General features: G+C 54.7%; 24 protein-coding genes. 8 read left to right on the top strand and 16 right to left on the bottom strand.

The features are described 5' to 3' along the window. Window positions 1-102 precede the first annotated feature (102 nt). Together COMA1_RS17350 and COMA1_RS17345 are read right to left on the bottom strand one after the other, a co-directional pair. Complete coding sequence (locus COMA1_RS17350) at window positions 103-2340, bottom strand: ATP-binding protein (RefSeq protein ID WP_090750798.1); 2238 nt, start codon at window positions 2338-2340, stop codon at window positions 103-105. Window positions 2341-2374: 34 nt separating this feature from the next. Next, the gene (locus tag COMA1_RS17345; protein WP_090750797.1) at window positions 2375-2755 is read right to left on the bottom strand and encodes a response regulator; all 381 of its coding nucleotides are present in this window, start codon (window positions 2753-2755) and stop codon (window positions 2375-2377) included. A 515-nt stretch (window positions 2756-3270) separates the two neighbouring features. On the opposite strand from COMA1_RS17345, the gene COMA1_RS17340 reads away from it, so the two are divergent. The 3 genes from COMA1_RS17340 (at window position 3271) to COMA1_RS17325 (ending at window position 6254) form a co-directional block, all read left to right on the top strand. Further along, complete coding sequence (locus COMA1_RS17340) at window positions 3271-3582, top strand: TonB C-terminal domain-containing protein (protein WP_176698145.1); 312 nt, start codon at window positions 3271-3273, stop codon at window positions 3580-3582. A gap of 578 nt (window positions 3583-4160) precedes the next feature. Further along, on the top strand, window positions 4161-4718 hold the full coding sequence (locus tag COMA1_RS17330; protein WP_090750794.1) for a hypothetical protein: 558 nt from the start codon (window positions 4161-4163) through the stop codon (window positions 4716-4718). A gap of 495 nt (window positions 4719-5213) precedes the next feature. Continuing rightward, window positions 5214-6254, top strand: coding sequence for a DUF3466 family protein (locus COMA1_RS17325; protein ID WP_090750793.1), 1041 nt, complete (start codon window positions 5214-5216; stop codon window positions 6252-6254). A 510-nt stretch (window positions 6255-6764) separates the two neighbouring features. On the opposite strand, the gene COMA1_RS17320 is transcribed toward COMA1_RS17325, so the two are convergent. Continuing rightward, on the bottom strand, window positions 6765-7451 hold the full coding sequence (locus COMA1_RS17320) for a class I SAM-dependent methyltransferase (protein WP_090750792.1): 687 nt from the start codon (window positions 7449-7451) through the stop codon (window positions 6765-6767). A gap of 244 nt (window positions 7452-7695) precedes the next feature. Here COMA1_RS17320 and COMA1_RS17315 point away from each other — a divergent pair, with 244 nt between their 5' ends. Beyond that, window positions 7696-8193, top strand: coding sequence for a DUF4136 domain-containing protein (locus COMA1_RS17315; protein WP_090750791.1), 498 nt, complete (start codon window positions 7696-7698; stop codon window positions 8191-8193). A gap of 126 nt (window positions 8194-8319) precedes the next feature. Here COMA1_RS17315 and COMA1_RS17310 read toward each other — a convergent pair whose 3' ends face one another. Both COMA1_RS17310 and COMA1_RS17305 read right to left on the bottom strand, forming a co-directional pair. Further along, complete coding sequence (locus tag COMA1_RS17310) at window positions 8320-8727, bottom strand: hypothetical protein (RefSeq protein ID WP_090750790.1); 408 nt, start codon at window positions 8725-8727, stop codon at window positions 8320-8322. A gap of 317 nt (window positions 8728-9044) precedes the next feature. Further along, entirely contained in the window at window positions 9045-9305 is a 261-nt protein-coding gene (locus tag COMA1_RS17305; RefSeq protein ID WP_090750789.1) for a hypothetical protein, read from the bottom strand. Window positions 9306-9357: 52 nt separating this feature from the next. Here COMA1_RS17305 and COMA1_RS17300 point away from each other — a divergent pair, with 52 nt between their 5' ends. From COMA1_RS17300 to COMA1_RS17290, 3 genes are read left to right on the top strand one after another with little or no spacing between them, the layout of a single operon-like run. Then, complete coding sequence (locus COMA1_RS17300; protein WP_090750788.1) at window positions 9358-9846, top strand: PD-(D/E)XK nuclease domain-containing protein; 489 nt, start codon at window positions 9358-9360, stop codon at window positions 9844-9846. A 4-nt stretch (window positions 9847-9850) separates the two neighbouring features. Next, window positions 9851-10267: an Lrp/AsnC family transcriptional regulator gene (locus COMA1_RS21675; RefSeq protein ID WP_245631141.1), complete on the top strand. Its 417-nt coding sequence runs from the start codon at window positions 9851-9853 to the stop codon at window positions 10265-10267. Continuing rightward, window positions 10264-10752: a hypothetical protein gene (locus COMA1_RS17290; protein ID WP_090750787.1), complete on the top strand. Its 489-nt coding sequence runs from the start codon at window positions 10264-10266 to the stop codon at window positions 10750-10752. The genes COMA1_RS21675 and COMA1_RS17290 overlap by 4 nt, the downstream gene beginning before the upstream one ends. A gap of 101 nt (window positions 10753-10853) precedes the next feature. Here the strand turns inward: COMA1_RS17290 and COMA1_RS17285 are convergent, their stop codons facing one another. The 4 genes from COMA1_RS17285 to malQ are packed head-to-tail and all read right to left on the bottom strand — an operon-like array spanning window position 10854 to window position 15963. Further along, the gene (locus tag COMA1_RS17285) at window positions 10854-12287 is read right to left on the bottom strand and encodes a sigma-54-dependent transcriptional regulator (protein ID WP_245631140.1); all 1434 of its coding nucleotides are present in this window, start codon (window positions 12285-12287) and stop codon (window positions 10854-10856) included. After that, window positions 12284-12451 carry a hypothetical protein gene (locus tag COMA1_RS21195; protein ID WP_176698144.1) on the bottom strand — a complete coding sequence of 56 codons (168 nt, stop codon included), beginning with the start codon at window positions 12449-12451 and terminating at the stop codon, window positions 12284-12286. Before COMA1_RS21195 ends, COMA1_RS17285 begins: the two co-directional genes overlap by 4 nt. 17 nt (window positions 12452-12468) lie before the next feature. Further along, window positions 12469-13659, bottom strand: a complete 1191-nt coding sequence (locus tag COMA1_RS17280) for a sensor histidine kinase (RefSeq protein WP_090750785.1) — start codon at window positions 13657-13659, stop codon at window positions 12469-12471. A gap of 51 nt (window positions 13660-13710) precedes the next feature. After that, complete coding sequence (gene malQ, locus COMA1_RS17275; RefSeq protein ID WP_090750784.1) at window positions 13711-15963, bottom strand: 4-alpha-glucanotransferase; 2253 nt, start codon at window positions 15961-15963, stop codon at window positions 13711-13713. Between the two features lie 780 nt (window positions 15964-16743). Here malQ and COMA1_RS17270 point away from each other — a divergent pair. Then, window positions 16744-17616 carry a hypothetical protein gene (locus tag COMA1_RS17270; protein ID WP_090750783.1) on the top strand — a complete coding sequence of 291 codons (873 nt, stop codon included), beginning with the start codon at window positions 16744-16746 and terminating at the stop codon, window positions 17614-17616. Window positions 17617-17715: 99 nt separating this feature from the next. Here COMA1_RS17270 and COMA1_RS17265 read toward each other — a convergent pair whose 3' ends face one another. The 7 genes from COMA1_RS17265 to COMA1_RS17235 form a co-directional block, all read right to left on the bottom strand. Further along, on the bottom strand, window positions 17716-18237 hold the full coding sequence (locus COMA1_RS17265) for an IS630 family transposase (protein WP_090750782.1): 522 nt from the start codon (window positions 18235-18237) through the stop codon (window positions 17716-17718). Further along, window positions 18218-18544 carry an IS630 transposase-related protein gene (locus COMA1_RS17260; RefSeq protein ID WP_141654397.1) on the bottom strand — a complete coding sequence of 109 codons (327 nt, stop codon included), beginning with the start codon at window positions 18542-18544 and terminating at the stop codon, window positions 18218-18220. The genes COMA1_RS17265 and COMA1_RS17260 overlap by 20 nt, the downstream gene beginning before the upstream one ends. Window positions 18545-18819: 275 nt before the next feature. After that, the gene (gene ftsH, locus COMA1_RS17255) at window positions 18820-20580 is read right to left on the bottom strand and encodes an ATP-dependent zinc metalloprotease FtsH (protein WP_090750871.1); all 1761 of its coding nucleotides are present in this window, start codon (window positions 20578-20580) and stop codon (window positions 18820-18822) included. A 269-nt stretch (window positions 20581-20849) separates the two neighbouring features. Next, a complete protein-coding gene (gene amoA, locus COMA1_RS17250; protein ID WP_090742150.1) occupies window positions 20850-21692 on the bottom strand; it encodes a bacterial ammonia monooxygenase, subunit AmoA in 843 nt (280 codons plus the stop codon). 97 nt (window positions 21693-21789) lie between these two features. Then, on the bottom strand, window positions 21790-22608 hold the full coding sequence (gene amoC, locus COMA1_RS17245; RefSeq protein ID WP_090745593.1) for a bacterial ammonia monooxygenase, subunit AmoC: 819 nt from the start codon (window positions 22606-22608) through the stop codon (window positions 21790-21792). Between the two features lie 270 nt (window positions 22609-22878). Then, on the bottom strand, window positions 22879-23526 hold the full coding sequence (locus tag COMA1_RS17240; protein ID WP_090750780.1) for a response regulator: 648 nt from the start codon (window positions 23524-23526) through the stop codon (window positions 22879-22881). Further along, entirely contained in the window at window positions 23523-24608 is a 1086-nt protein-coding gene (locus tag COMA1_RS17235; RefSeq protein WP_090750779.1) for a sensor histidine kinase, read from the bottom strand. The genes COMA1_RS17240 and COMA1_RS17235 overlap by 4 nt, the downstream gene beginning before the upstream one ends. Window positions 24609-24645: the final 37 nt, after the last annotated feature.

The raw sequence follows: 24645 nt of genomic DNA, 5'->3' as shown, positions 1-24645 counted from the left end.
TTGTTCGCGTTGCTATTCCCCTAATCCAGGGCAGAATCCTGCAAACGACACAAGACGAGCCTTGGATCGCATGTTTCACGCTCAAGTCTCATGTGGACTTCCTCAAGCAGCCTCCCGAACGGATGGCGCTTCCCTCGGTTTCACCGGCAGGTGGATGATAAATATTGTGCCCTGGTCTACTTCGCTCTCCACGTCGATTCTTCCGCCATGCTTGTCCACTACTACGGATCGGGCAATCGCTAAGCCCTGGCCAGTTCCCTTGCCGACCGGCTTCGTCGTAAAGAACGGATCAAAGATCTTTCCCCGGATCGTCTCGGGAATTCCGCCTCCGGTATCGCGTATCCGGATCTCCACCCCGTCGCCGACCGTCCGTGTAGAAATTGTGATCCGCCCCTTCTGTGTTGTGCCCTTCACGACATCTCCTATGGCATGGGCAGAATTTACAATGATGTTGAGCACCACCTGATTGATGGGACCTAACTGGCAGAAGACCGGCGGGAGGTCTGGCGCAAGATCCATAATCAGTTCCGCCACATACTTCCATTCGTTGCGTGAGACTTCCACCGTTGTTTGGATAGCTTTGTTGAGATCTTCATACGCAGCCTCCTCTCCGCCTGGATGGGCGAATTCTTTCATCGCACGTACGATCTTTGTGATGCGTTCAACCCCTTCGAAGGATTGCGTGATGGCCTTGGGTACTTCTTCCTGCAGATACTCAAGATCCACCCGTCGCGCCTCCGCTTCACAGCGCTCAATAGCTTCCTGCTGGCACGAGCCTGCCTTGGCCGAGGTCAACAACGTGTGATGGCGATCAAGCACGGCCCCTATATCGGTGAAAGCGTCCGACAAGAATCGTAGGTTGTCACCGACGAATTGAGTCGGTGTGTTGATTTCATGGGCCACGCCGGCCGCCAATTGCCCCAGCGATTCGAGCTTCTGCGCCTGACTCAGGTCATGCTCCAGCGCCAGATACTCCGTGATATCTTCCCCCATGAGAACGATATCCAGGCCACTGTTCGTCTTGAGCGGCGACAATGTGAGCTTGAGATAGCGTGGTCGTTCGCCCTCTTTGCTCAAGACGACTTTGTTCAGACGCACAACCACCCGGTTCTGCGCCGCCTGCGCGATCGCCTCGGACACAACATGCCAGTCCCATGCGATGACGAGCCCACCAAAGGGTTTCCCGATCGCCTCATCAGCGGTGATCCCAAAGGTTCGCTCAGCCTGGTTAGTCCATTCCGCCACGACGGTCGCATTGTTGAGTTGGATGAAAAAGGCTTCCACTGTGGCCAACAAGGTGCGCTTTTGATTGACTAATTCCTGTGACGCTTGCTGCGCAGCCTCTGTTTGATGCCATTCCGCTCGCAGTCTGTGCATCGTCCAGAGGAGCAACGCCCACAAGGGAAAGAAGATGGCCATCCCCCAGAACGTAACGGTCTGAATGAGAGAACGGATCGGCCCAAGCACGGTTTGATGATCGACTTGAACGAGTATGCCCCACCCCAACTGTGGGAAATCCTTCTGCTCAGGGATCGGCGCATAGCCTGTGAGAACCTCTACCGGCCGGTGCGCATACTGCTCCAGGATGAATCCCGCTTCTCCGGCAGTGGCTCGCTCCGCCGATTTGACGCCAAGGTTGATCAGATTGGTGGTCCCTTCTAGCAGATGCCGTGACTTGATAAGGACCTGCCCCTGTTTATTGACCACTTGATACTCCATGCCTTCCCGGGATTCCATTTTCCTTTTCATCTCACGAAGCGAGCGGGTCACCACCTCGTCGAGCTCTGACAACCTGATTCGCGTAACAAGGGTTCCCTCAAAAGGGCCGGAACGACCAGGCCACGCAGGCAATGTCACCGGAGTTGCAAAGCTGAGCGTCCACTGCCCGTCCACCAATTCATCGTGTTGGATTTCTTGGATCGTAATACCCCGCTTGCCGTCTACTGGGCCCACCCATCTCGCACTCCCTGCTTCTTTGCCGACGGCAGCCGGATCGGTACTGGCGACGACTCGACCGGCTTTATCCACGAAGCCGATCCAGGCATAAATGGGGTATGCCTCCTGAATGTTCTTAAAGTGCTGGCTCCAGTGTTTCTCCCGTGCTTCGTACCCCACCTCCGGTAAAATACCTTGGATAAGTTTCATGTCTCCATAGCGCTCAACGAGCAGCAGATCAATTTTTTCGGCAATCTCCATGGCCGCCCACTGCAGCTCCCGTCCGGTTCGGTCGACCAGATAACTCTCAAACTTCGAGATCCCAAATAGCACGATGCCGGCCGCAACCGCAGTCACGGCCACCATGTTGAATGGAATCCATCGATACCGAATAGATTTCGTCATGATTGATACGCTCTAAGTCCTTGAATAAGCGATCTTACGCCAACTGCGCCTGTATGGCGTTGATAAGAGTTTCGTTTGAAAAGGGTTTATCTAGAGTCTGATGACACCCGATCGACTTGGCCACGCGCAGAACATCGATATACCTTCGTTCCCCTCCGCCGGACATCGCGATGATTTTGACCTGAGGGTACGATCGGCGAATCTGTCGGATAGTCTCTATCCCTTCTTTCCCTGGCATAAAAATATCGACGAGCACGACATCGATTGCATGGGTCCCCAACAACATCATTCCTTCCCCACCTTCCGCAGCTTGTAAGATCGTGTAGCTTTGTTTTCGGAGCGTACGTTGCAACGAGTCTCGCAGCGACGGATCATCCTCAATAATCAGGATGGTTGCTGGCTTCGTATTCAACATCTCGACTGCCCTCCTTGCCTCATCTAGTTCTCAACGTATTGGTATGCTTGTATAATATCGGTCCCCGTCAGATAAGCCTTGAATGGGAGAGACGCGTGTGAGAGACGGTCTAACCAGGTTGCGTCATCCTGCTGGACCGGCACGGACGGTAGGCCCGCATTGGCCTTGAGGTTTTCACCTGTTATGAAATTAGGCGCCAGTCTTTTCGCGGAAGGTCGAGCGATCGAGCCAGAATGGGAAGATCACGATCCAGCTCTCTCAACAGAGCATCGTGTCACCAGTTAGCAGTGGTAGTCCCTCTCTCCTCTTGTCGTCAGATTGCTAGGTTCACCTCCTTGCGCGAACAGAAGACCACCCTGCAGGCCGGTTCCTCAAGCTGACGGTCATCCATTTAGATTTCGCTTCACCACGAGCACGCACATGACCATAGTGGCAGGAACTGTTTTAGCGGTCAGACTCCTTTATTTCTACGCGTCGGAGCCGAACAAGCACAAGTACAGACTACTCAGAAGGCTGTGGCCGATGGGCCAGCGCCTGGAGTCACGGCGCATCTTGCGCTCGTGCAACAGCGAATCCGCGACGTATTGAAGGCCTCGGCACTGGATTTTACGAATCGTACCTATACGGCTGTCGTTCATTTTCGGCTTCATAAGAATAGATCAGTCAGCCTGGTGCAACTTGAGCAGTCGTCCGGCAATGAGAACTATAATGCGGCAGGAAAACAAGCGGTGCTCAACACCAGTCCCCTACCGGCCTTTCCGCCCGATCTCTCGCATGTCTATGTGGATGCCCATATCACACTGACCGCTCCTTCAGAGAAGAAATAAATATCCGATCGATAAGCGTTCTTTATGGCACTCAGTGAGATCTGAACGTCCCAATAGGGAAAGCATCTGCCTGGAGAAACTCGACATTTCACAAAGACGAAAGGTGGTCAATAAACAGTATCCGACCCCTTTACTTCCTCCTCATGTCGATTTTTTTGCAGAGATATGCATATCGTTTCCCTAGTTCAAAAACAGATCCTTGTGATCGCTACAACAATCGTGAAGAGACAGGCATGGGCCCAGCTCTTACAACGATGTTGTCAGGTGGCCTAATGCCATTACATGCTGGTGAAATACCGCTGACGCTGGTAGTCTCGAAAGTCGACACAGAGTTCTATGCACTTAGCGTGGTCCCGTGAAAAGCGAAGAAGGGACGGTGGACATGAGTCAAAGTCAGTTTAAGGGTTCACTGATTGAGGTCCGTCATTCAGTCACCGCCGCATCTGCGTTTGCCCAACTGTTTGAAGTAACGCATCCAGAACATGCCGAAGCCCTAGAGGAATTTTGCGAGAGGCTTCAAAAAAGCTGTCGCGAGCTGGGAGATGTTATTTATACGAACAATCCACAGGTAGGATAAGATGGTCCCCACCCTCCATTTGATTCTCACCAGTTCAACGGCGGCAAAGGATCATGCCCGTCGTCTGCTCGGATTTGGTAGCCACGAACAGAACCAGGCATTGATCCGGTTTGCCGAGGAAGTCCAACAGGCTGAAGATGCGCTGATCCACAGCATCGACACACCATCATTAACTAAAATCTTCGATGCGGTCGATTGTGCGATCAGATGGGCTGAGAAGTTTGGCAAATTGCATGACCAAACCGAAGCAGCAAGAACGTTTAGTCAAGACCTCAAACGGGTCAGCCTCGAATTACAAACTGTCTGTCAGATGGACAGATCTTTTCAACACACTCAAGAGGGCATTCCGACGGACACGCATTTATACGCAGTTCTGTCGTGGGTCACAAAGGCCAGCTCATATGCCAGGTTTGTTGCTGTCCGACAGGCGGAGTATGCGATACCGTTACAGCTGTTTCAGGAAGAAGTACAACGCATTCAGGGGACGCTGCAAGAGGCCGTCAATCCCAGTTCCATCTCGGAGGAAGAGGCGCGTCGCCGAGGGTGGCTTGACGCCTAACTCAATCGGATTTCAATGAAGCGTTCAGAGGGACGATAGACCAAAACTGATTCAGTCGACCAACACCTCAACAGGATGGCTCAGCAAAATCACTCATGGCTGATTTTTGAACCTATTGACCACAAGAAATGAGACAAGACGGTTAGAAGTTTACAAACACTCTTGTCAGTATGATTTTGCCCCCCTCATGGTATGCCCCATAATTCTTTTTCAAAAATTTCCTCCCTCTGTGCAACTGCCTCGGCACACCCTCGTTACTGGAAGCACTCTTGATTCACCTACAAGTCTTCCTGTGCTATGCATGAGCCTCAAGATGTGGTATATGAGTACTGCTTATGTATAATATTATACTATATCGCTACTAGAATGCGACCCTGGCATATCGATACGTGATACATCATGCTCTCAGCCTGAGAAAATGCCCAGAGATATGACCGCTGCGGGCCCGTCACCAGCTTCCGGTATGAGGCTGCTCCTTTTCACTGTGAGGATCAAATGAAGCGTTTTCCCTGCTTTTCTCGGTGGCATGATGTCATACTTTGCAGTCTGCTAAGCCTCGGAATAGTTATAGCGACCGAGCGGCTCGTGCAAGCCGGACAATATAGCCTCACAGATTTGGGCTCACTGGGTGGAGGCAGGAGCGGTGCCACTGCCATCAATAACTCTGGAGAGGTTGTCGGATGGTCCACCGTCCCAGGAAACATCTCGCACGTCTTTCTGTACAAAAGCCACATGATGATGAGCTTGGGCATCACGGTGGGGGTTTACGCAAGTGCTTATGGCATCAATGATTTGGAACAAATTGTGGGACAGACGGGTGATGGCTATCCCTTCCTGTACGACCATGGTACCGTACGACTTCTCCCTGGGATTGCGGGTAATGCAGGTTATGGTCGTGCTTACGCGATCAATGCCTCTGGCGTAGCCGTCGGTTACACTCAAACCAGTGCCACCTCCTATGCGGTGATGTACCACAATGGCGTTCTGACGAATATCAATGTGTGGGGCGGACCTTTCAGCGCTGCCTACGATATAAATGATTCTGGACAAGTCGTGGGGCAGGCCGGACTCATAAACTTTGGCCCCCGTCACGCCTTTCTGTATCACAATGGCGTCATGACAGACCTACATACCTTTAGTGGCCGCTCCAGTGTCGCCTTGGGTATCAATAACTCGGGGCAAATTGTTGGACAAGCTATGGTGAAGCTATCAAGCGTCTCGGAAGCAGGGCGTGCCTTCCTGTACACGAATGGCAAAATGGTAGACCTTCTGAGTCCACCTGGGGTTACGATCGATGCGAGTTCTGCCAATGGAATTAATAAATCAGGGCAAATTGTGGGGTGGTATAACAAGCCGGGGTACGGACACTTTGCATTTGTTTATTCAAACGGCGTGATGCATAACCTCAATACAATGCTGGACGCTAGTGGAACTGGATGGGGTCTCAGTGAAGCAATCGCCATCAATGACCTCGGACAAATAATATGCAAGGCGGGAAGCCACACAGTATTGCTCACACCAGTACCCGTTCCCTGAGCGGAGTGGCTGTCCAGATTTGAGAGCTCGCTGCTGGTTAGACATACGTCTGTCGGCCCAAAGCCGTACTATTTGAGGGAAACCTTTTCTGAATACTAAGCGAAGCAGAAGAGGTCACCTCTCTCACTTGTGCTCATTTTGTGCTCACGCCCACCTCATTCCATCCCATTCCAGGCAATTCCAGCCAAAAATGTGAGTGAGCTGAACGCATTGATAGAATTGGCTTAACTGCGCTTGAGTAGGCTGGAGTGGGATGCTAAAGTTGCTTTCCTAAACCGAGGGTCGTACGTTCAATTCGTATCGGGGACACCAAAGCTTGCTTGTGCGTACCGCAGGCTCTTTTTTCCTCTATTTACCACCAGACTTACTCGTCCCCACCGCTCACTGAGACATCGGCGTAATCTTTGCGGTGGGATAAACTCCACCCGCAGTTCGCTGCCTGGTAAGAAACGCATATCTCCTGCCCAGCTATCATCAGATTACCAACAGAGAATTCTTCTTCCGACAGCCCTACCCCTCCTTCATCCCTACCACGCAAGCAACAGAATCCGGCGCCATCGATTTGATTTCGAGATGGGCTCTGGAAAAACCCGCAGCCTTGACTGTGGCGACCATGGTGTGACCGGCCTTCAGGGTATCTTCGACCGTGGGACCCTGCACAGAGGGCTGAAACGCGACCACGATCTTCCCTCCAGGATTCATCTGACGGTGCACCCTTCTCAACGCGTCGTCAGGATTGTCCCAATAGTGGAAGGCATTGACCATGAGACACTTATCATACCGGTCGTAACCGCCGGCAAGATCGGAGACTGAGGCCAGTCGTAATTCGACTCGGCCCTGTGCAATCGCTGAGGCGTTACGCTTTTTCGCATGCTGGACCATCACCTCAGAATGATCAATACCCACGATGTGCCCGTTCGTCACCACCTTGCTCATAAGGGCGATGGCGACACCCGGTCCAAAACCGACTTCCAACACACGATCCGTGGGCTGCAGCTCCAGCAACGACAGGGCCCATTCGTTTCGTTCTCGGTTCGATCGTCGATGTGCCATGATCCACCCGGCCACCTTACCTCCCAAGCCGGTCGGCTTCTCAAACTGGGAACGGGCCCGGCGGGTGGCTTGCACCTGATCAACTTGCTCAACCTCTTCGTCAACATTGCCGACATGAACGTGCTGCACTTCCGTTCGCATCATGACCTCGTCAATTCAATCTTTACTCTTTCCGGCCACATCTCAACCCACGCTACACCAGCGCACCGCATATATTCAAATGAGGACTTCGCTCTGCGGGGAGTATGCGACTTCCCCTCTACAGTCCATTTCTGTCTTGTTCGATGAGAGTGAGAACGCGTATTCGCCTGTAGACGACCCATTGCCCCAGTGGGAATCATGAACAAATTCGAGTAAGATACGTGATTATCAGCGAACTGGAGGATTTATGCGGTACGTGTTGCAGCTGCTCATCGGAATCCTGGTGTGGGGGAATATCGGTGTCGTCAACGCACTCGACTCTGGAAGCCGGGAATCGTTACGAGGGATGTTCGGACTGGGGCTGGTCATTGAAGAGGTCAGTCCCGATGCGTCAGCTGATGGACTCTCACAAGAGGCCATCCGCACAACAGTCGAGCAAGCCCTTCGCTCAAAGGGTATCCGACTCCTCACTGAACGAACCAGGTCTGGCTCATCCCCGTATCTCTACATCAATGTCAATACGCTGAAGGAAGAACTTGGGTTGTATGCCTATACGGTCACAGTGGATCTCAAGCAACTTGTCGGGTTGCTCTCCATGAAAAATAAGAAGACATGGGGCACCACGTGGTCGGCAAGTGTGATTGGAATGGTGCGACAGGAGAATGTGAATCAAATCATCACAGACGCCGTCGAACCGCTGGCCAAAGACTTTATCGACGACTTTATAGCGGTGAATCCACGGTAGGAGCTCCACGTTCGCCGAGGCAGTACGCATATCGCATCGCCCTCTCCTTCATCAACCCTTTCGCCTCGACCATGACGACTTGCCGGTCATAGGATCGCGAGGCCTTCATGCTCCCTCTCGCACAACTCACCGAGACCATCGGCGCAAACCCGTTGTTTTCTTGCTCGGTTCGTGCCCCTCAGTTAGACTTTTTCCACGACTATGGCACGAGCACGCGCAGGGGAACTGCAACGCCCGAAACCCAAGGCCGATCTTCTCGAAGAGCTCTCGCTCGGCATCAATAAATTTCAGGAACTTCTGGCGGCCATCCATGACCTCAGCCAAGACGGCTTTCCCTACCGTGATGCCGCGCGAAGCAAGGCCGAGCTGAAATTTCGGGAGTGTTTGCGCCAGACCTTCGGGGAACGGTCGCAGGAATACCAGACATACCGAAACTTCAAGATTCGGACTGGAGACAAGGGGGAGATAGCCCAGAGCCTCGTTGTCATTAAAGGATTGATTCAAACCCTGCAGGACCGAAAGCTTGAATTGCACGGGCTAAAACCGACGGCCACAACCGACTCCTCATCTACACCAACTCCTCGTCCCGCGACACACTTGGAACTTGTTTCACCGCCGGCACCCACTGCTGCTGCGGTCGTCACAACAGCAGGTGTAGGGCCTACTCCTACTCCCAGTATTCCGATACCACCACAATCGACGATCGAGCCGGCACCTCACCCTCCAACGCCCGCTCCCATTTCTGCGCCCTCTGGGCCCCCTATACCGACTTTCACTCCCCTGGCATCAGCACCACCGACTGCTCCCGAACCAGTAGCGCCACCACCTCCACTCACGGCCATACCCGCTCCTCAACCTGTTCCAACTCCAACCCCGTTCCCCACAACAATCGAACCCCTCACGCACCCAACAGGCGCCTCCATTACCGCGCCGCTGCCCCCAAAGGCCTCACCTCCGCTCCTTTCTCCTACCCCTCCGTCGATTGATAGGCCGATCGACACAACACAGGCAGCAACCGCATCTGTAGCGGCTCCACCAACATCCTCCTCCTTGACTCCTCCGCACATCGATGCTCCGGCTCCCGAGACAGGCCCAAAGGCGGCACCACTCATACGAGAGACTCCCCACACGCTCGTGGCGGATAATCCATCGATGACCCGAAGCATGTCACCCGCGTCCGAAACCGGACGTGATCACGACCCACTCGTGCTGATTCGAAAGGTCTGTCAACGTTTCCACTCGGTCGCCCGCCAGCTCCGCCTGAGAAAGGACTATCGGCCGACCATCGAAGTCGATGATGAGTACGACTTACAGGACCTGTTGTGCGCCCTATTGAAAGTGGAATTCGATGAGGTCGCAACCGATGAATGGACACCGCCCTACACAGAAGGTGCCTCACGGACCACCCTATTAGTGAATCGAGATCAGATCGCCATCGTCGCGAAGAAAACCGGACCAGGGATGACGACGAAAGAACTCACGGACCAGATCCTGGCGGATGCTGCGCATTACCGGACCCAAGGTCGCTGCTCTACTCTCTTTTGCTTTGTGTACGATCCGGAAGGCCGTATCGGAAGCCCCAAACGGCTCGAAACCACCCTAACCAGCGTCAGCGAGCACTGCCGGATCGAGGTGCTTGTTGCGCCAAAGTGAGACTATGGCAAAAGCAAACCTCAAATCCATCCCGTCTACCACCGCACCCACAAAAACATCGCCCCGCAAGCCCGTATTGACAGGGCAAACCGCCTTTGCTATAAAGCAGCCCTCTTCCGGTTCAGTCCCGTATACAATCCATGGCCCTGAACCGGGGGCTCAGGCTGCTTCGGATCGGGCCTACGTCCTGATCAATGTCATGCCTGGGATGACGTCTTCGGTCGCCCAAGCACTGGGGGAAATTAAAGAGATCAAAACGATTGATCCCTGTTGGGGGAATCCGGATATCATCGCGATCGCGCATATCGCTGATCAAGACGCCCTGACTCAGCTTGTCCTGAGTCGGATCCATAGTATCGAAGGAGTGACGCAGACTGATACTCACCTTGTCTACCGTCTGAAGGAGGCCAGAACAAAATGATCCGAATGGACTACCTCGCCATTGTCGCCCTCACCGCTGTTACGTTTGGATGTGCCGGTGTTCAGCACCCCGTGGAGCCAGATGTCGTGGAAGTCACGCTGCCTGTTTCGGCAGACCGGGTTAAGGCCGCTGTGACAAAAGTGCTTGCAGATGATGATTACTGCTGTGTGGACTGGAAGGACGGGTCGCAGCTTCACACGGGCTATCGGGGCGAGCAGCCGAGCATCTGGGATTGGCTTGTGAGAGGACGGTTTGGCGTTGTCAGAAGCCAGGCTGAAGCGTCTGTGACGGCGGAAACTGATCAGCGCTCTCGCCTCCGTCTCCAGGTCTCGTCTGAGGGCAAGCAAACGATGTTTGACAGCTGGGGCCCAACAACACCCCAAGTCCCACAGAGTGCACAAAATAAACTACGGTTAATCAAAAACGAGCTGAAAATCGTCCAGACCACTTATACAACTGAGACGTTTTACGGCGCAAAACAATAGCGCGCGTCTCCTGTTATGAAAAAAGCGCCACGGCCTCACGGTCGTGGCGCTTTTTTTTTGCCCTCTATGTGACGGACTTATCACGTATAACGACTCCTCTATCAGGATGTTCCGCTCGGTCCGACAGATTCTTTCTCTACTCCCTCTACTTCTTCTCCCAGGTCAAGACCAAACCGTTCTGCCATCCGATAGAGGGTTCGCCGATCAATCCCAAGAATCTTGGCCGCTTTCACCTTATTACCCTTGGTTTCCTTGAGCACGCGAATCAGATGCCGTTTCTCAACTTCCTCGAGTGTCAGATAGGCATCATTGAGTGGATCGCCTGGAACAACACTCGCGTCCCCTTCAGCGGTCACTCCCTGTCGGATCACTTCCGGCAAATCCTCGGGCGTCAACATGGGGCCGTGACTTAATGACACGGCCCGCTCAATCGCATTCTCCAACTCACGCACATTGCCCGGCCAGCGATACTGGGTCAAGAGCGTCATGGTTTCCGGCAGGACGCCTCGTACCACGTGCCCGGCCCCCGTGGCACACTTTTGCAGAAAGTGATGCACCAACATGGGAATATCTTCCCGGCGTTCCACCAACGCCGGCAAGGTGATCGGCACCACTTTCAGGCGGTAGAAGAGATCGTCCCGAAACTTTCCTTCCTTCACCAACTGCTCCAAATCACGATTCGTCGCGGCAATGATCCGGACATCGACTTTAGTTGATGTCGTGCTCCCGACTCGCCGCACTTCTTGATCTTGCATCACCCGCAACAATTTCACTTGCAACGCTTGTCCAAGCTCACCGATTTCATCGAGAAATAACGTCCCCCCATTGGCCGATTCAAAGAGTCCGACCTTGGTCCCTACCGCCCCGGTAAACGCGCCCTTCTCATATCCGAACATTTCCGACTCCAGCAGCGTATCCGGCAAGGCGCCGCAGTTGACCGGGATAAAGGGCTTATCTCGACGAGGACCATTCGTATGAATGGCCCGAGCAATCAGTTCTTTGCCCGTCCCGCTTTCTCCTTGCAGCAACACGGTGCTCTTACTCTCCGCCACACGGGCGACCAGCTTGTAGACCTCTAACATTGCCGTGCTGCTTCCGACCAATGGGGACCACTCGCCCTTGCTCTTCAACTCCTCTCGGAACCGGGCATTCTCTCGAAGCAACCGACAGTGATCCAGCCCTCGCTTGACGACCAGCTTGATATCTTCCCGCTTGAACGGTTTCGCAAGGTAATCGTAGGCCCCTTGCTTGATCGCCTCAATCGCACCCTCCAATGAGCCGAACGCCGTCAGCACCACCACCGCCGTATTCGGACTGACCCGCTTGAACTCCCGTAGCACAGTGAGTCCATCCACGGCCCCCATGCGAATATCGGTCAACACCAGATCGACCCGTCCCTCACGCCCCCTGGCGATCACCTCTTCCCCGCTTGCAAACGCCTCGACCTGATAGCCTTCTTTCCTGAGCGCTTCTGCCAGCAGCTCACGGGCAACCGCATCATCGTCGGCCACCAGAATCGTCGCTGAATGCATCATGCCTCCTCCCTCACGAAACCTGAGCCCATTGCCTCGCTGGTCACATGCTCATCATAATCGTCCACGGACTGCGCTCCCTCACAGGCCAGCACCACAAGCCGATCGTACGCTTCTCCAAGCCCCTCTGCCAGCAGCTCACGGGCAACCGCATCATCGTCGGCCACCAGAATCGTTCAGTGTGTCATGTCTCTCCCTTTACAGGAACAGAGGCACGTCGCATTGCCGGTAACGTCAGCGTCACGGTCGTGCCCTGCCCGATCACACTGCCGAGCACCAGGCTTCCACCATGCGCCACAACTGATTCGCGGCTTAAGAATAGTCCCAAGCCAGTGCCTTTGCCAACCGCCTTGGTGGTGAAAAACGGCTCGAACGCCTTTTCCAGATCGGCTGTCGGCATTCCACACCCTGTATCCTGTATCAGGATGGTCACCACCATTGGAGACATGCCATCGGCCACGAGCCGACCGCGCTCGAGCTCGTCGGCTGACGCCTCGCGACATCCCGCAGTCACGGTGACCGTCCCATGTGCAGGGGTTGCGGCGAGCGCATTCGCCAACACATTCACAAGTACTTGATGGATCTTTTCCTTGTCCGCCCACACGAACGGAAGGTCTTTGGGAATCTCGACCGTCAACGTGAGACCCTTTTCATGAAACGCCGGCTCCATCAGCACCGCCGAAGGACTCACCACTTCTCCGACCGACAGCCACTCCGGTTCCGGCTGTCGAGGACGGGTTGAGGAAAGCAAGTCCTGGATGATGCGCACCACTCGCGCCAGTTGTTCGTCAATGACCGCTACCCGTTTCTTCATGTCGGGGGTCACACCAGGCTCTTCAGCCAAGGCTTGCACATGCCAGGCAATCGAGTGAAGCGGGGTACCGACTTCATGTGCGACGGAGGCCACCAGCTGCCCGACCGCCGCGAGTCGTTCCGACCGATTCAGTTGATCCTTTGCCTGCACCAGTTGCGTATTGGCTTTGAGGAGACTCTCCGTTTCATTGGCCAAGGCCGCTCGCGCGGCCTCCTCCCGCGCCTTTCGCTCCTCCCAACTCATGCCGAGATACGCGACCAGCAATAAGACGCTGACGACGACGCTCCGATTGATCAACGCCGCTTGAAATCGCCCAGGTTTGGTGGGTTGGAGAAGGCCCGAATACGTTGCGACCACACAGGCCAAGACGGTGACCAGCATCATCGTGCGATTCCGAAAGGTCGCGACCAGCAAAATCGGCAGCACGTATCCATAGGCCACGACGACGTTGGCCGGAGCAAACTGCTCGATGATCAGGATGATCAGAAAACAGGCGGCGGCGATAGCCAGTACAATACGGTCGCGATGCGTCATGCCTGCCATTGCATTGCCTTGTCCCACGGGCTCTGCATCGAGAGCCTCACGACCGTGAGGATTCCTTCACAGTACTACTTACACAAGAGGGCGGGTCAAACGCAACAGGGCCGCAAGCCGTTGAGGGCGAGGATCTTGAGTCAAGTCCTCCACCGTCGCACTCAATTTCCGACACCAATTCGGATGCTGATCCACCGTCCCTGGAAGATTGGTCTGGAGTCGGGTGCCGATCATATCTTCGAGATTGGCCAAGACCAGCCAGGCAGGGCTTCGGGCCAGATACTGATGAATACATTCCACGAGTTCAGACGTCATGGCGGGCGTGTACGCCGGATCATCGGAGACCCAGGAGGGCAGCAGGCCGTCCGACTTCAAGGCCGCGAGGATTCCACTCTTCTCTCGCTGCCGGTCCGCCCACATCGCTTGCCGTGCATCCTCCGAAGGAAACAAGCCCAGTGCGGATCGAGTTTCGATATCCGCACCCTCCCAGTATCCCACCAGCGTCGGCAGATCGTGTGTCGTGGCCACCGCGAGGGCTTGCGCAGGGTACTGAGCCGGAGGCTTCCATCTTCCCCAATGTTCTCGCTCAAAATAGAAAACTCGATAGGATAAGACCCCGGCCGGTCCGAGTCGCTCACGCACCCAATCAGGAACGGTACCCAGATCTTCACCGATCACCAGTGCTTTTGCCCGCACACTCTCTAACGCCAGGATGGCCAATAGTTCGTCGTCTCGATAATACACATAGGTCCCCATCGCAGGGGGAAGTCCACGGGGAATCCAGAACAGTCGAAAGAGTGCCATGACATGGTCGATCCGTATCGCACCTCCATAGCGGAGATTGTTACGGAGCAACACACTAAAATACCGATACCCGTTCGCACGCAGTCGCAACGGGTCGAGAGGGGAAAAACCCCAATTTTGTCCTTCCGGCGCAAAGGCATCGGGCGGGGCTCCACAGTCGGCCTTGAAGGCGAGCACCTCTCGATTCAACCACCCATCGGCGCCGTAGCGATCGCTACCCAAGGCAAAGTCATGGTACAAACCGATCGGCATCCCTGCATCATGCGTCTGCTTGACCAGCCCGCGTAATTGCTCAGCTGCCAACCATTGCAGATATTCAAAAAACCGCACCCGATGCATATGGCAACGGCGAAATGCTCCCACCTCTTCCGATGTCGGCGTGCGATAGGGTTCAGGCCAATCCTCCCAGGTGATGGGGGGAGATTGAGCGGCCCGTTGCGCCTCTTCCAACGCTTGAAACAGCGCATAGCGTAGAAGCGACTCACCCTCTCGCTCCGTGAAGTCTTGAAAACTTCTCCCTCGATCGGTGGTCGGACATAACTCCGGTTCAACCCCATCGAAGTTATCCCGGACAAATGCCCGATAACACAGCTCGAGAACCTCTCGTTTGACCGATTGCACCGCCTCATAGTCCACTAACTCGCTTTGCCGCGCCGCATCGATCCGAGCACGAACCGTGGGATCAGCCAACCGGGCTTGTACCTCGGCATCCGTCCGACACTCCGAAACCTGGGAGATGTCGATATACACGTCATTGAGGAAGAGACGGCTGGTGGGTGAATAGGGACTGATGTGATAGGGCTTCGTGTTCTTAAGCGCATGGAGCGGATTGAGCCCGATCACTGAGGCGCCCAACTGTTTGCCGGCCCAGTCGATGACCGCACCGAGATCACGGAAATCCCCGATCCCCCAATTCTGCTGGCTCCGCAAAGAATAGAGTTGCAGAGCGACGCCCCACCATCGCATCCCCTGCTGCAGCGGATCAGGGATATAGCACCGTTCCGGTGCGACGATGAGGCGAGAGGTCACGTCCGTGTTCGTGCGGCCCCCTTTGGTCTGGGCGGTCAGCGTGTAATACCCGAGCGGGAGATCTTGCGGAAAGGCCACTGTGGTGCGAATAAACCGCCGCCCCTGAATCGTTCGGCTCTCTTCAATCGTAAAGCCCTGCCCCTCCATCTGCTCAGATCGCGCATCTCCCTGCTCCGTAGTGACGGTCCATCTGACGGACAAATCGGACTCGTCTGAACTTTCACATGGCACGTACAGCGACCAAGTTCCCGCCGGACATCCCAATCGCAACACATGGACCGGTTCACACCCTCGCAACCACCAGCGATCATCCCATGCTTCGAGTTCCGCCACGAGCTCTTCACGCGTGCCAACCTGCAGATTCATGGCACCGAGGATGGCACGTCGGGCCTCATCAGTCGTCACATGCTGGGTGCCGGCAATGTCGTAGTAGTCCGCCGCAATGCCGGCCCGATCGGCCAACATCCGTAAGAGGTCACTTTCAGACTGATCGTACATGCCGGGAGTGTGCGTGAAGGGTCGAATCAAGTCAATGCCGGAGATAGTCCTCAGACAATGTGGATGACTTATCGTAACGCAACAGGATTAAAGGGCAATGAATCGTTGCTTCTTCAACGGCTCGATAGTACGGCGAATGGATGGCGAATCAGAGCCCGCTCCTGCAAGGTCTGTAGACTCCCGATCGAACGAGCGAGATTGACGCGGGCGGCGTTGAGCTGAAAGAGTGCGTTAACGAGGTTTTCTCTCACGCGAAAGACGCGGTGCGTCCATTGGTCAGCGCAAAGTGGCTGGTGGAAACAATGGTGGCGTGGCGAGCCAAATCGAGCTTCTTCGTCACCATCTGGATGGCTAGCCTCGTTCATCTTTTTCTCTAAAAAACTCTTCTAGGTTGTGTGATCGACCAGAGCACCGATCACCTTTTGTACACGATACGCACTATCGAACAAGATCGAGTGCCATCAACCTCACCTCTTCTCGGACATCAACTTTCTGCTTCCTCAAAAAAACGATACATCCCTGTATCCTTTTTGATACTCACATATCCGACTCCTTCAGATCCGTTCGTGCTGAGGTTCATCCCATCTATATCCCCATTTCCAGCAAGATCCACCACTCCAGATGGTGAAATGGACCAGTCCTGGCTTCTGCTCGGTGAGGCACGTCTATTGCTAGGTAACTTGCTTAGACGAAGCCAGCTAAAAACAGGAGATTCACTCAGGAACACCTACAACGTATTCTTTCGCCTGATCGGCATGAACCGCAGAAAGGAGATACCGTATGTACAGAACAGCCTTCTTTGTCGCAGCAATATCCATGGGCCTTATATCAATGACGGAACAGGCACTGGCAATCGGTGATGTCTGTAGCAATGTCGACATCACCTTTAAAAACGACACGGCGGACGAAATCAAGGTAACCAAGTTTCAATACTATGATTATAAGGCCGACAAATGGCGCACGGAATCCATGTTTGGTGTAGATGGACATCAGAAGATTTTACCTGGTAAGGAGTGGACCAAAAAGCAGGATCTGGAACACATAGAAAAAGATACAACAAAATTTAAGGTGACATACCAGCGGCATATCGGAGGGACGAAATGGGAAGATGCCGTGAGTACGGTCACGGATGACTTCACGTGTACGGATAAGATGCGAAAGACGGTCACGATCAGTAGTGAGGAGCTATCTCCCGCAGCATCGAATGTTACAGACTGCTCATCACAGGAGACGACGGAAATCGGACAGGCGATCGACTGGGGAGCCGATAATTGGACTGAGTTTGAAAAGACCCTTGAAGGGATTCGAGGTTGGCCGGTCAATATAGGGAGCTGTCTAGAAGATCGCTTCAAGAAGAATGGGAAAGTGGTGTGCGAAAAAACAATGGACGGTATGTGCAAAGGTGCGAATGGCTGGGCAAGCCCTTTGACGAAAAAATGCCATATGTGTCCAGGCTTTCTCACCACGGTACGGGCACTCCCAAACCTTGAAGACCGTCAGGCATGTTACTTTGCTCTCTTTACCCATGAATCAGGTCATACCTGTGAGCGAGGGCATAAAACACTTGAGATTATCGATGATGAGGCATTCAACTTCTGGAAAAGTAAACATCCCGGAGTAACGATCAGCCTGGGGAGTTGTGGAATGAACTGAGAGCATTCTACCACCGGTCGATAGCCGACATAGGTATGGGACTGCGCGTGAGAGATCGAGCATAAGACACCCCGGAAAACACTATAGCTAAGTTCACAATCATTGATAGGCCTTGACGATGTCGTCGAGCGTGGCTTGCTCCTGATATTCCCGGCGTTTCTTCAGCACGGCGAAGTCCCGCTCGATGGGATTGAGGTCGGGGGAATAGGGTGCAAGGAATAGCAAGGTCGCCCCAGTCGCCTTGATGAGCTGCGCTGTTTCGGGCGAGGTATGAAAGGTGGCATTGTCCATGATGACGAGATGGTGGGCGGTCAGGCGCGGGCACAATCTCGTCTGCAGCCACGCGTTGAAGACCACGGTATCGCAGGTGCCTTTGAACAGACAGGGCTCTACCAGTTGCCCATCCATACGAGCGGCAATGAGCGAGGTGCGTGGCCGTCGATGCCCGGACACCAGGCCATCTACACGCTGGCCTTTCGGCGCGTATCCATAGCGCCGCACCGTCGACGGGGCAAACCCACATTCATCGATGTAGACGGGCTGTTTGCCGCGTCGCAGAAACCGTTCACGAAGACGGAGGAACCGTCGTCGTTGGAGAGGGTCACGTTCTTGGTAGCCCATCCTTTTTTTTATGCGTGACGGCCAGTTTGCGCAGCGCGTTCCAGATGCAATGTCGGGAGACGTGGAAATGCCGCGCCCGTTCTGCTTGTATCCGATCGGGATGGTCCTCCACATGACGGCGTAACTGCTCCCAATCCAATTTGTGGGCCCGACGAGGACCAGGACGCTGGTACGTTAGGCCACCAGGCTTGAGCCAGCGGTACACGCTCGCCTCACCGACTTTGAACCGCCGAGCCGCGTCGGCCTTGCTTCCCCCACTTCGGACAAAATCCACGACCCGCTGGCGCAAATCTGGTGAACATCTCATGCCCGCATGATCGCTAAAGTCCACTGCCTATGTCCATCAGTAATTGAGGGCTTGGCTATAGACACCACAATCAACAGGTCTGTAACGATCTCCACGCGTCAGGGTAAGAAGATGTCGAGCTTGGTGATAGCGGCGTGAAACGACCCAATGACATCACCACAATGATGCCGGGTGTATTCCGCCGTTGATTACCCTTTCCTCAGACGTTTCTTCACGGGTTCGATACGGGGTCCAAGAGAAGCGTTCATGAATACTGCGCGTTAGATCGAACCATCTTAAGACGACCGCAGAAGAACCTCTTGAATCTCCCTTGCATCCAACACCTCCTTTTCCAGAAGTGCTTCTGCCAGCGCAACCAAGGTCGTCATCCGTTCCGTCAACACCTGCCTGACCCTTGCATAGTTTTCTGTGATGAGACGCTTGATTTCCAGGTCAATCTCCGCTGCCATTTGATCACTGCAGTCACGATTCGTCGAAAACGAACGTCCCAGAAATGTTGTTCCCTCTTTCTGCCCGAACGTGAGAGGTCCCAGCGTTTCACTCATACCCCATTCGCATACCATTTGCCGCGCAAGGGCTGTAGCCCGTTCCAAATCGTTGCCAGCACCGGTTGTCACCTGGTTGAACACCAGCTCTTCGGCCACCCTGCCCCCAAGAAGAATGGCGAGCGTGTTGTATAAGAACTCTTTGGAGTAATTGTGGCGGTCATTGGTCGGCAACTGTAAGGTCACCCCCAGTGCGCGACCTCTCGGAATAATCGATACTTTGTGAACGGGATCTGTACCAGGCAGGAGTTGCGCTACTAAGGCATGACCAGCCTCATGATACGCGGTGACACGCTTCTCCTCGTCCGTCAATATCATGCTCTTGCGCTCGGCACCCATCAGAATCTTATCCTTCGCCTTCTCAAAATCCGCGGACCCCACCTCGTCTTTGCTCTGACGAGCTGCCCACAGCGCCGCCTCATTGACGAGGTTTTCCAAATCGGCGCCTGAGAATCCCGGGGTTCCTCGAGCGATTGTTTGCAGGTCCACGTCTGCTGCCACCGGAACTTTTTTCGCATGAACCTTCAGGATCTCCGTCCGGCCCCTCAGATCGGGATGATTCACCACGACTTGCCTGTCGAATCGACCTGGCCGCAGCAGAGCAGGGTCAAGGACATCTGGCCGATTGGTAGCCGCCACCAAAATCACGCCCTCTGTCGTATCAAATCCGTCCATCTCAACCAGCAACTGATTGAGTGTTTGCTCGCGTTCATCGTTGCCGCCCCCAATCCCCCCTCCTCGTGATCGTCCGACTGCGTCGATTTCATCAATGAAGATAATACAAGGAGCATGCTTTTTTGCGTCTTCGAACATACTGCGAACACGGGAGGCTCCGACTCCCACAAACATTTCCACAAAGTCTGAACCGCTAATGCTGAAGAACGGTACGCCCGCTTCGCCGGCAATCGCCTTCGCCAAAAGTGTCTTCCCGGTCCCAGGCGGGCCCACGACCAACACACCTTTGGGAATGCGCCCGCCGAGTTTTTGGAACTTCCTGGGGTCCTTCAGAAATTCGACCGTTTCCTGCACATCCGCTTTCACTTCGTCAATGCCCGCCACATCGGAAAACGTGACTTTTTTCCGCTCATCCGTCAGCATGCGGGCCCTATTCTTCACGAGAGATAAGGCCGCGTTCCCATTCTGCATTCGGCGCATAATGAACAGCCACACCCCGAGAAAAAGCACGAACGGCCCCCAGGTCATGAGCACCGTCACATACCAAGCACTTTCACCCTGCGGCCTGACCTCGATCTGAACATGCTTCTCGCGCAGCATTTGGACGAGATCAGGATAGTCCGCCATGTAGGTTCGCACCTGGGAGTTATCTTTCAACACGCCGGTGAGACGATGTCCCTGCATGGTGACCTTCTCGACAGCACCCTGGTCGAGTTTTGCCATGAAGTCGCTAAACATAATCTCTTCCTCTACGACCGCACGCGTAGGTGTATTCCAGAGGTTGAGAAGAAAGAATATCGACAGGCCCACGATCATCCAAAATACGATGGTTTGCGTCTTGCTTTTCACTTCTAGCCTCCCAGAGGATCCGCCACGATAGAGGGCCGATCACCGTGATGCGTGTCCACACGATAAGACGCTGTGTGGACCGTTCATGTCCGTTTCACTATTGCTGACATTCACCGTCATACTCAGACCACCAAAGCCGGCGAGCTCGGATAATCGAGCCCGCCGGTTCTTACCAGCCCCTACTTAGAACGCCGACTCTACATGACTCTCCGAATCATGTGTTCGAGATGTGGCGTTCATGCTTTCCCCCCAACTTTTGCCTTATCGCCGTGTGCTAACGTGGCGTAGGCGAATACGTCGTACACCTTGACCGTTCTCTGCCTGTCATCCGTGAAGTAGAAGTACGAGGTGCAGAAGAATTTCCCGAACTGCCACCACAGTACGTACACAAGCGACGAGGCAAACGCCGAGAAGAAGGCCGAGATCATGGTGCTGTGCCCACCGAAGGTGCGCAGCGACCCGACCTCGATCATGCGGATGTACTCCGGCGTCCCGGTCCGGACATACATGAAGCCCATGTAGTCGGCCCATGAGAGCAACGAGCCATCGACCACGATCGGGGTGTGGCTATAGCCAAAGATCGGCCAGTTGCTGGGATAAAACAGAATCGCGTACATCCATGCGCCGATCACCGCCGTCAAGGTCCAGTTCCTGGTGAGCAAGAGCGTGATGTCCAAGACCAATGCGCTCGGCAGCAGTGTCGCCGGCATGACGAAGTTCGGCGGATAATTCGACCACCACCACCACGACGTATAGACGGCAATCCACTTTCCGAACCCAAGCGCCAGAATCGTAATCGTCGCCCCGAACGGCTGACGATAGTTCACCCAATTGTAATACTGCAGGGCCGCACAAAACGTAATGGTCGTAATCGGGGTGACGATCGGCCACCATTGCCGATCCTTCCAGTCCAGCCAAAAATCCCAGTCCCCGCACAGCAACGCGGTGTGCATGTGAAAGGTCCCGACGATGGTGATGAACAAAATTGGGATAAAATAGATGTGATCAATGTGCCGAGACATTGCCACCCCTTCCGGCGGCAATTTCGAGGCCTTGATAATTTCATCGGTTCTAAACATAACTGACATCCTCCGTCATTTCAGCCGATCAGAAGCGGCCTGAGCCTTGCTTATTCGCGCGACCACCCAGGCTCGCCTCCGAGACCGACCGATCTGCTTAGTACACGCTCTTGGCGCTGGCGCTCTGCACCTGGGCCGGGAACGGATCCAAGATGCTCTTCGGGGCGTTGTTCCAGATCACGTCCGCCAGATTCGACATCCGGCTCACGATCTGCGCCGCCACTCCACCGGCCGCGCCGAACAACCCGCACCAGCCCAACGTCACAAAGCCCCAGTGCAACGGCGCCGCAAACAGCTCATCCACAAACCAGAACGCATGGCCCCACTCATTGAGCCCCACGTTCGGTAGAATGAACATCGGCCCCACCACCGCCGCCACCAACGGGAACGACGTCGCCTGGCTATACAGCGGCAACCGCGTCTGTGCATACAGGTAGCTCGACACCCCGCACGTAATGTACAGCGGGAACGTCCCGTAGAACGCCACTATGTGGCTCGCCGTAAAGCTCGTGTCCCGGATGATCACTTGATGCCACGCCGCATCCTGCTCCAACGTGTAGCTCCCCGCGTAGTACACGCCCCAGATGTAGCACACCAACCAGCCCATCCAGTAAAAGTACCGCTTCAGCTCCAGCTTCGGGTCCAGGTTCGTCAGGTTCCGATCCCGCGTCACCCAGATCCACCCGATCGAGACGGCAAAGAAGATGGCGTTGGCCAAAATGTTAAACCGCCACAGCCCCATCCACACCGACTCGAACTCCGGGGTCATGGAATCCAACCCATGCGAATACCCGAAGGTTCGCTGGTACAGGACCCAAAACACCCCGATCGCCAACATCGCAAACCAGCCGATCTTCACCGGCTTCGAATCGTACCACTGCGAGACGTCATACCCTCGCTCACTTGATGCTGCCATGACGATACCTCCCTGTTAGATTATTCGCATGCGTAGGTCGATACGTTTCAGGTGACCCATCGATTGAAGAAGAGCCGAGTTGTTGTATCAACATGGCGACAACCTCGGGTCTCCTCCGGAGGCCACCACAAACCTCCTTTTCATAGGACCCGCCGCAGCTTGTCTCATACTTAGCAAAACCTCATGGTCTGTGCCATACGGGACATGCCTAGGGTCGGGACGGAAATTCCCTTGGAATGGATGCACCAAGAAATGAGGAAACGAAGACTGTTACTCGGAGGAAGGTGTAAGCCCGTGAGCGAGTGCGTATTTTGTCAGTTCAGCGGTAGTATGAAGGCCAAGCTGCTCCATGAGCTTGGCTTTGTGATACTCGACCGTCTTGGGAGAGAGCCCTAGCGTTGAGGCGATTTCCTTGAGTGTCAGTCCCTCAGCCACAAGCTGTAAAATCTCTCGTTGTCGCATCGGCAAGCGATCCTGCACGCCGGTGTCCGACTCCGTGTCCGCGATCGCAGCGTGGACCAGATCCTTGGCAATCAACGACGTGACGTAATAATTGTCGTGCATCACAGCTTCAATGGCCTGTACCAGCTCGGATCCCGCCGACCGTTTAAGCAGGTAGGCTGAAGCGCCGGCCTTGAAAGCTTGAGTGACATAGTCCTGATCCGCATGCACCGTCACAAAAATCAGTCGTGGTCGAGGCACCATCTTTCGCAACCGACGCGCCGCATCGAGACCGTTCAGTTTAGGCATCGAAATATCCAAGACCACAATGTCCGGTTGCAAGCGTTCCGCTGCATCGAGCAACGCACGACCATCTTCTACGGACCCGACGACCTGACAATGCTCTTCCAGCAGCTTTTTGAACCCTTCCAGCACCAGGGCGTGGTCATCCGCCAAGAGTACGCGAGGCTTACTCATACAGACTCCTGTGTAAACGGAACCCAGACACGGATACGTGTTCCTGTACCCGGTGTCGAGTCTATCGTGAACGTCCCAGCAACTAACGCAACTCGTTCCTTCATACTCAACAGCCCGAGACTACCTCGCTGACCGCCGTCATGATTCACGTCAAACCCCACTCCGTCATCCCGTATCAGAAGCTGCAACCCGTCTCGCACTCGCATCAGTTCGACCAGCACGGTTTGTGCCCTCGCATGGCGCGCGATGTTTGCCAACCCTTCCTGTGTCACACGGTACAAGCATGTGACCACGTCCTGCGCCAGGTGCTGCGGGATCTCTTTGCTGATGAACCGAGCATCGAGACCGGTACGAGTCTGAAAATCATCAATAAGACGTCGGAGCGCAATAGACAAGCCCAGATCATCAAGGACGGACGGATGAAACTGATAGGCGAGACGCCGAACGCTTTCGGACAGTTCGACAATACGATCCTGAATGCTGCGCACCGTTCGGACAGTCCCGACGGCCGCGTGTGAGAGCTGCCGTTCTAACATTTCAATGTCGATCGACAAGAGCGCTAGTCGTTGATTGATATCGTCGTGCAGATCACGTGAGATTCGCCGTCGTTCCTCTTCCTGAAGGCGAAGCAATTGAGAAGCAAGCATGCGCAGATCCCGTCGGTTGGCCTCCAGGGACTGTTCGGTATCAATTCGTTTCGAGACCTCGCTGACGAGTGCGTGATTGACGGCCATTAACTCTTCGCTGCGTGCGTGCAAGCGCGCGGCCCAGCCTTTATCAAGCTGCTGTAGCTCTTCTTCGCGCTCTCGACGCTGCAGGAAATACCAAACCGGCAGTCCGATCAACGCCATGCCAAACACCCGGGTGATGACGGCCTTCCACACTGACTCATCGGACGTTCGAGGTGAGAACGTGGTGATATTTTCATGTGCGACCTCTGTGAGGGTCTCCAGCTCGAAAGGCGTCGAGCGCTGATACGGAACAAGGGCCAGGAGATACTGTGCCACTTCTGTAGGAAAATGGAGCAGCAGTGCGGCAATACCAGCTGCAAGAACCCAGGTTCGAACTCGGGATGCAGGCATAACCCAACCCTCTCCCAGGAATTATCCACCTTCGAAG

Origin of the sequence: Candidatus Nitrospira nitrosa (genome assembly GCF_001458735.1) — a bacterium.
Classification (GTDB): Bacteria; Nitrospirota; Nitrospiria; order Nitrospirales; family Nitrospiraceae; genus Nitrospira_D; species Nitrospira_D nitrosa.
The sequence above is the reverse complement of the archived record's forward strand: the minus strand, read 5'-3'. Positions and strand labels throughout refer to the sequence as shown.

Coding starts and splice junctions, on each gene's coding strand:
- COMA1_RS17350 (WP_090750798.1), bottom strand. CDS start 2,340: ATGACGAAATCTATTCGGTATCGATGGATTCCATTCAACATGGTGGCC.
- COMA1_RS17345 (WP_090750797.1), bottom strand. CDS start 2,755: ATGTTGAATACGAAGCCAGCAACCATCCTGATTATTGAGGATGATCCG.
- COMA1_RS17330 (WP_090750794.1), top strand. CDS start 4,161: ATGGTCCCCACCCTCCATTTGATTCTCACCAGTTCAACGGCGGCAAAG.
- COMA1_RS17325 (WP_090750793.1), top strand. CDS start 5,214: ATGAAGCGTTTTCCCTGCTTTTCTCGGTGGCATGATGTCATACTTTGC.
- COMA1_RS17320 (WP_090750792.1), bottom strand. CDS start 7,451: ATGATGCGAACGGAAGTGCAGCACGTTCATGTCGGCAATGTTGACGAA.
- COMA1_RS17315 (WP_090750791.1), top strand. CDS start 7,696: ATGCGGTACGTGTTGCAGCTGCTCATCGGAATCCTGGTGTGGGGGAAT.
- COMA1_RS17305 (WP_090750789.1), bottom strand. CDS start 9,305: ATGAGTGGTGCCGCCTTTGGGCCTGTCTCGGGAGCCGGAGCATCGATG.
- COMA1_RS17300 (WP_090750788.1), top strand. CDS start 9,358: ATGTCACCCGCGTCCGAAACCGGACGTGATCACGACCCACTCGTGCTG.
- COMA1_RS21675 (WP_245631141.1), top strand. CDS start 9,851: ATGGCAAAAGCAAACCTCAAATCCATCCCGTCTACCACCGCACCCACA.
- COMA1_RS17290 (WP_090750787.1), top strand. CDS start 10,264: ATGATCCGAATGGACTACCTCGCCATTGTCGCCCTCACCGCTGTTACG.
- COMA1_RS17285 (WP_245631140.1), bottom strand. CDS start 12,287: ATGATGCATTCAGCGACGATTCTGGTGGCCGACGATGATGCGGTTGCC.
- malQ (WP_090750784.1), bottom strand. CDS start 15,963: ATGTACGATCAGTCTGAAAGTGACCTCTTACGGATGTTGGCCGATCGG.
- COMA1_RS17270 (WP_090750783.1), top strand. CDS start 16,744: ATGTACAGAACAGCCTTCTTTGTCGCAGCAATATCCATGGGCCTTATA.
- COMA1_RS17265 (WP_090750782.1), bottom strand. CDS start 18,237: ATGGGCTACCAAGAACGTGACCCTCTCCAACGACGACGGTTCCTCCGT.
- COMA1_RS17260 (WP_141654397.1), bottom strand. CDS start 18,544: ATGAGATGTTCACCAGATTTGCGCCAGCGGGTCGTGGATTTTGTCCGA.
- ftsH (WP_090750871.1), bottom strand. CDS start 20,580: ATGATCGTGGGCCTGTCGATATTCTTTCTTCTCAACCTCTGGAATACA.
- amoA (WP_090742150.1), bottom strand. CDS start 21,692: ATGTTTAGAACCGATGAAATTATCAAGGCCTCGAAATTGCCGCCGGAA.
- amoC (WP_090745593.1), bottom strand. CDS start 22,608: ATGGCAGCATCAAGTGAGCGAGGGTATGACGTCTCGCAGTGGTACGAT.
- COMA1_RS17240 (WP_090750780.1), bottom strand. CDS start 23,526: ATGAGTAAGCCTCGCGTACTCTTGGCGGATGACCACGCCCTGGTGCTG.
- COMA1_RS17235 (WP_090750779.1), bottom strand. CDS start 24,608: ATGCCTGCATCCCGAGTTCGAACCTGGGTTCTTGCAGCTGGTATTGCC.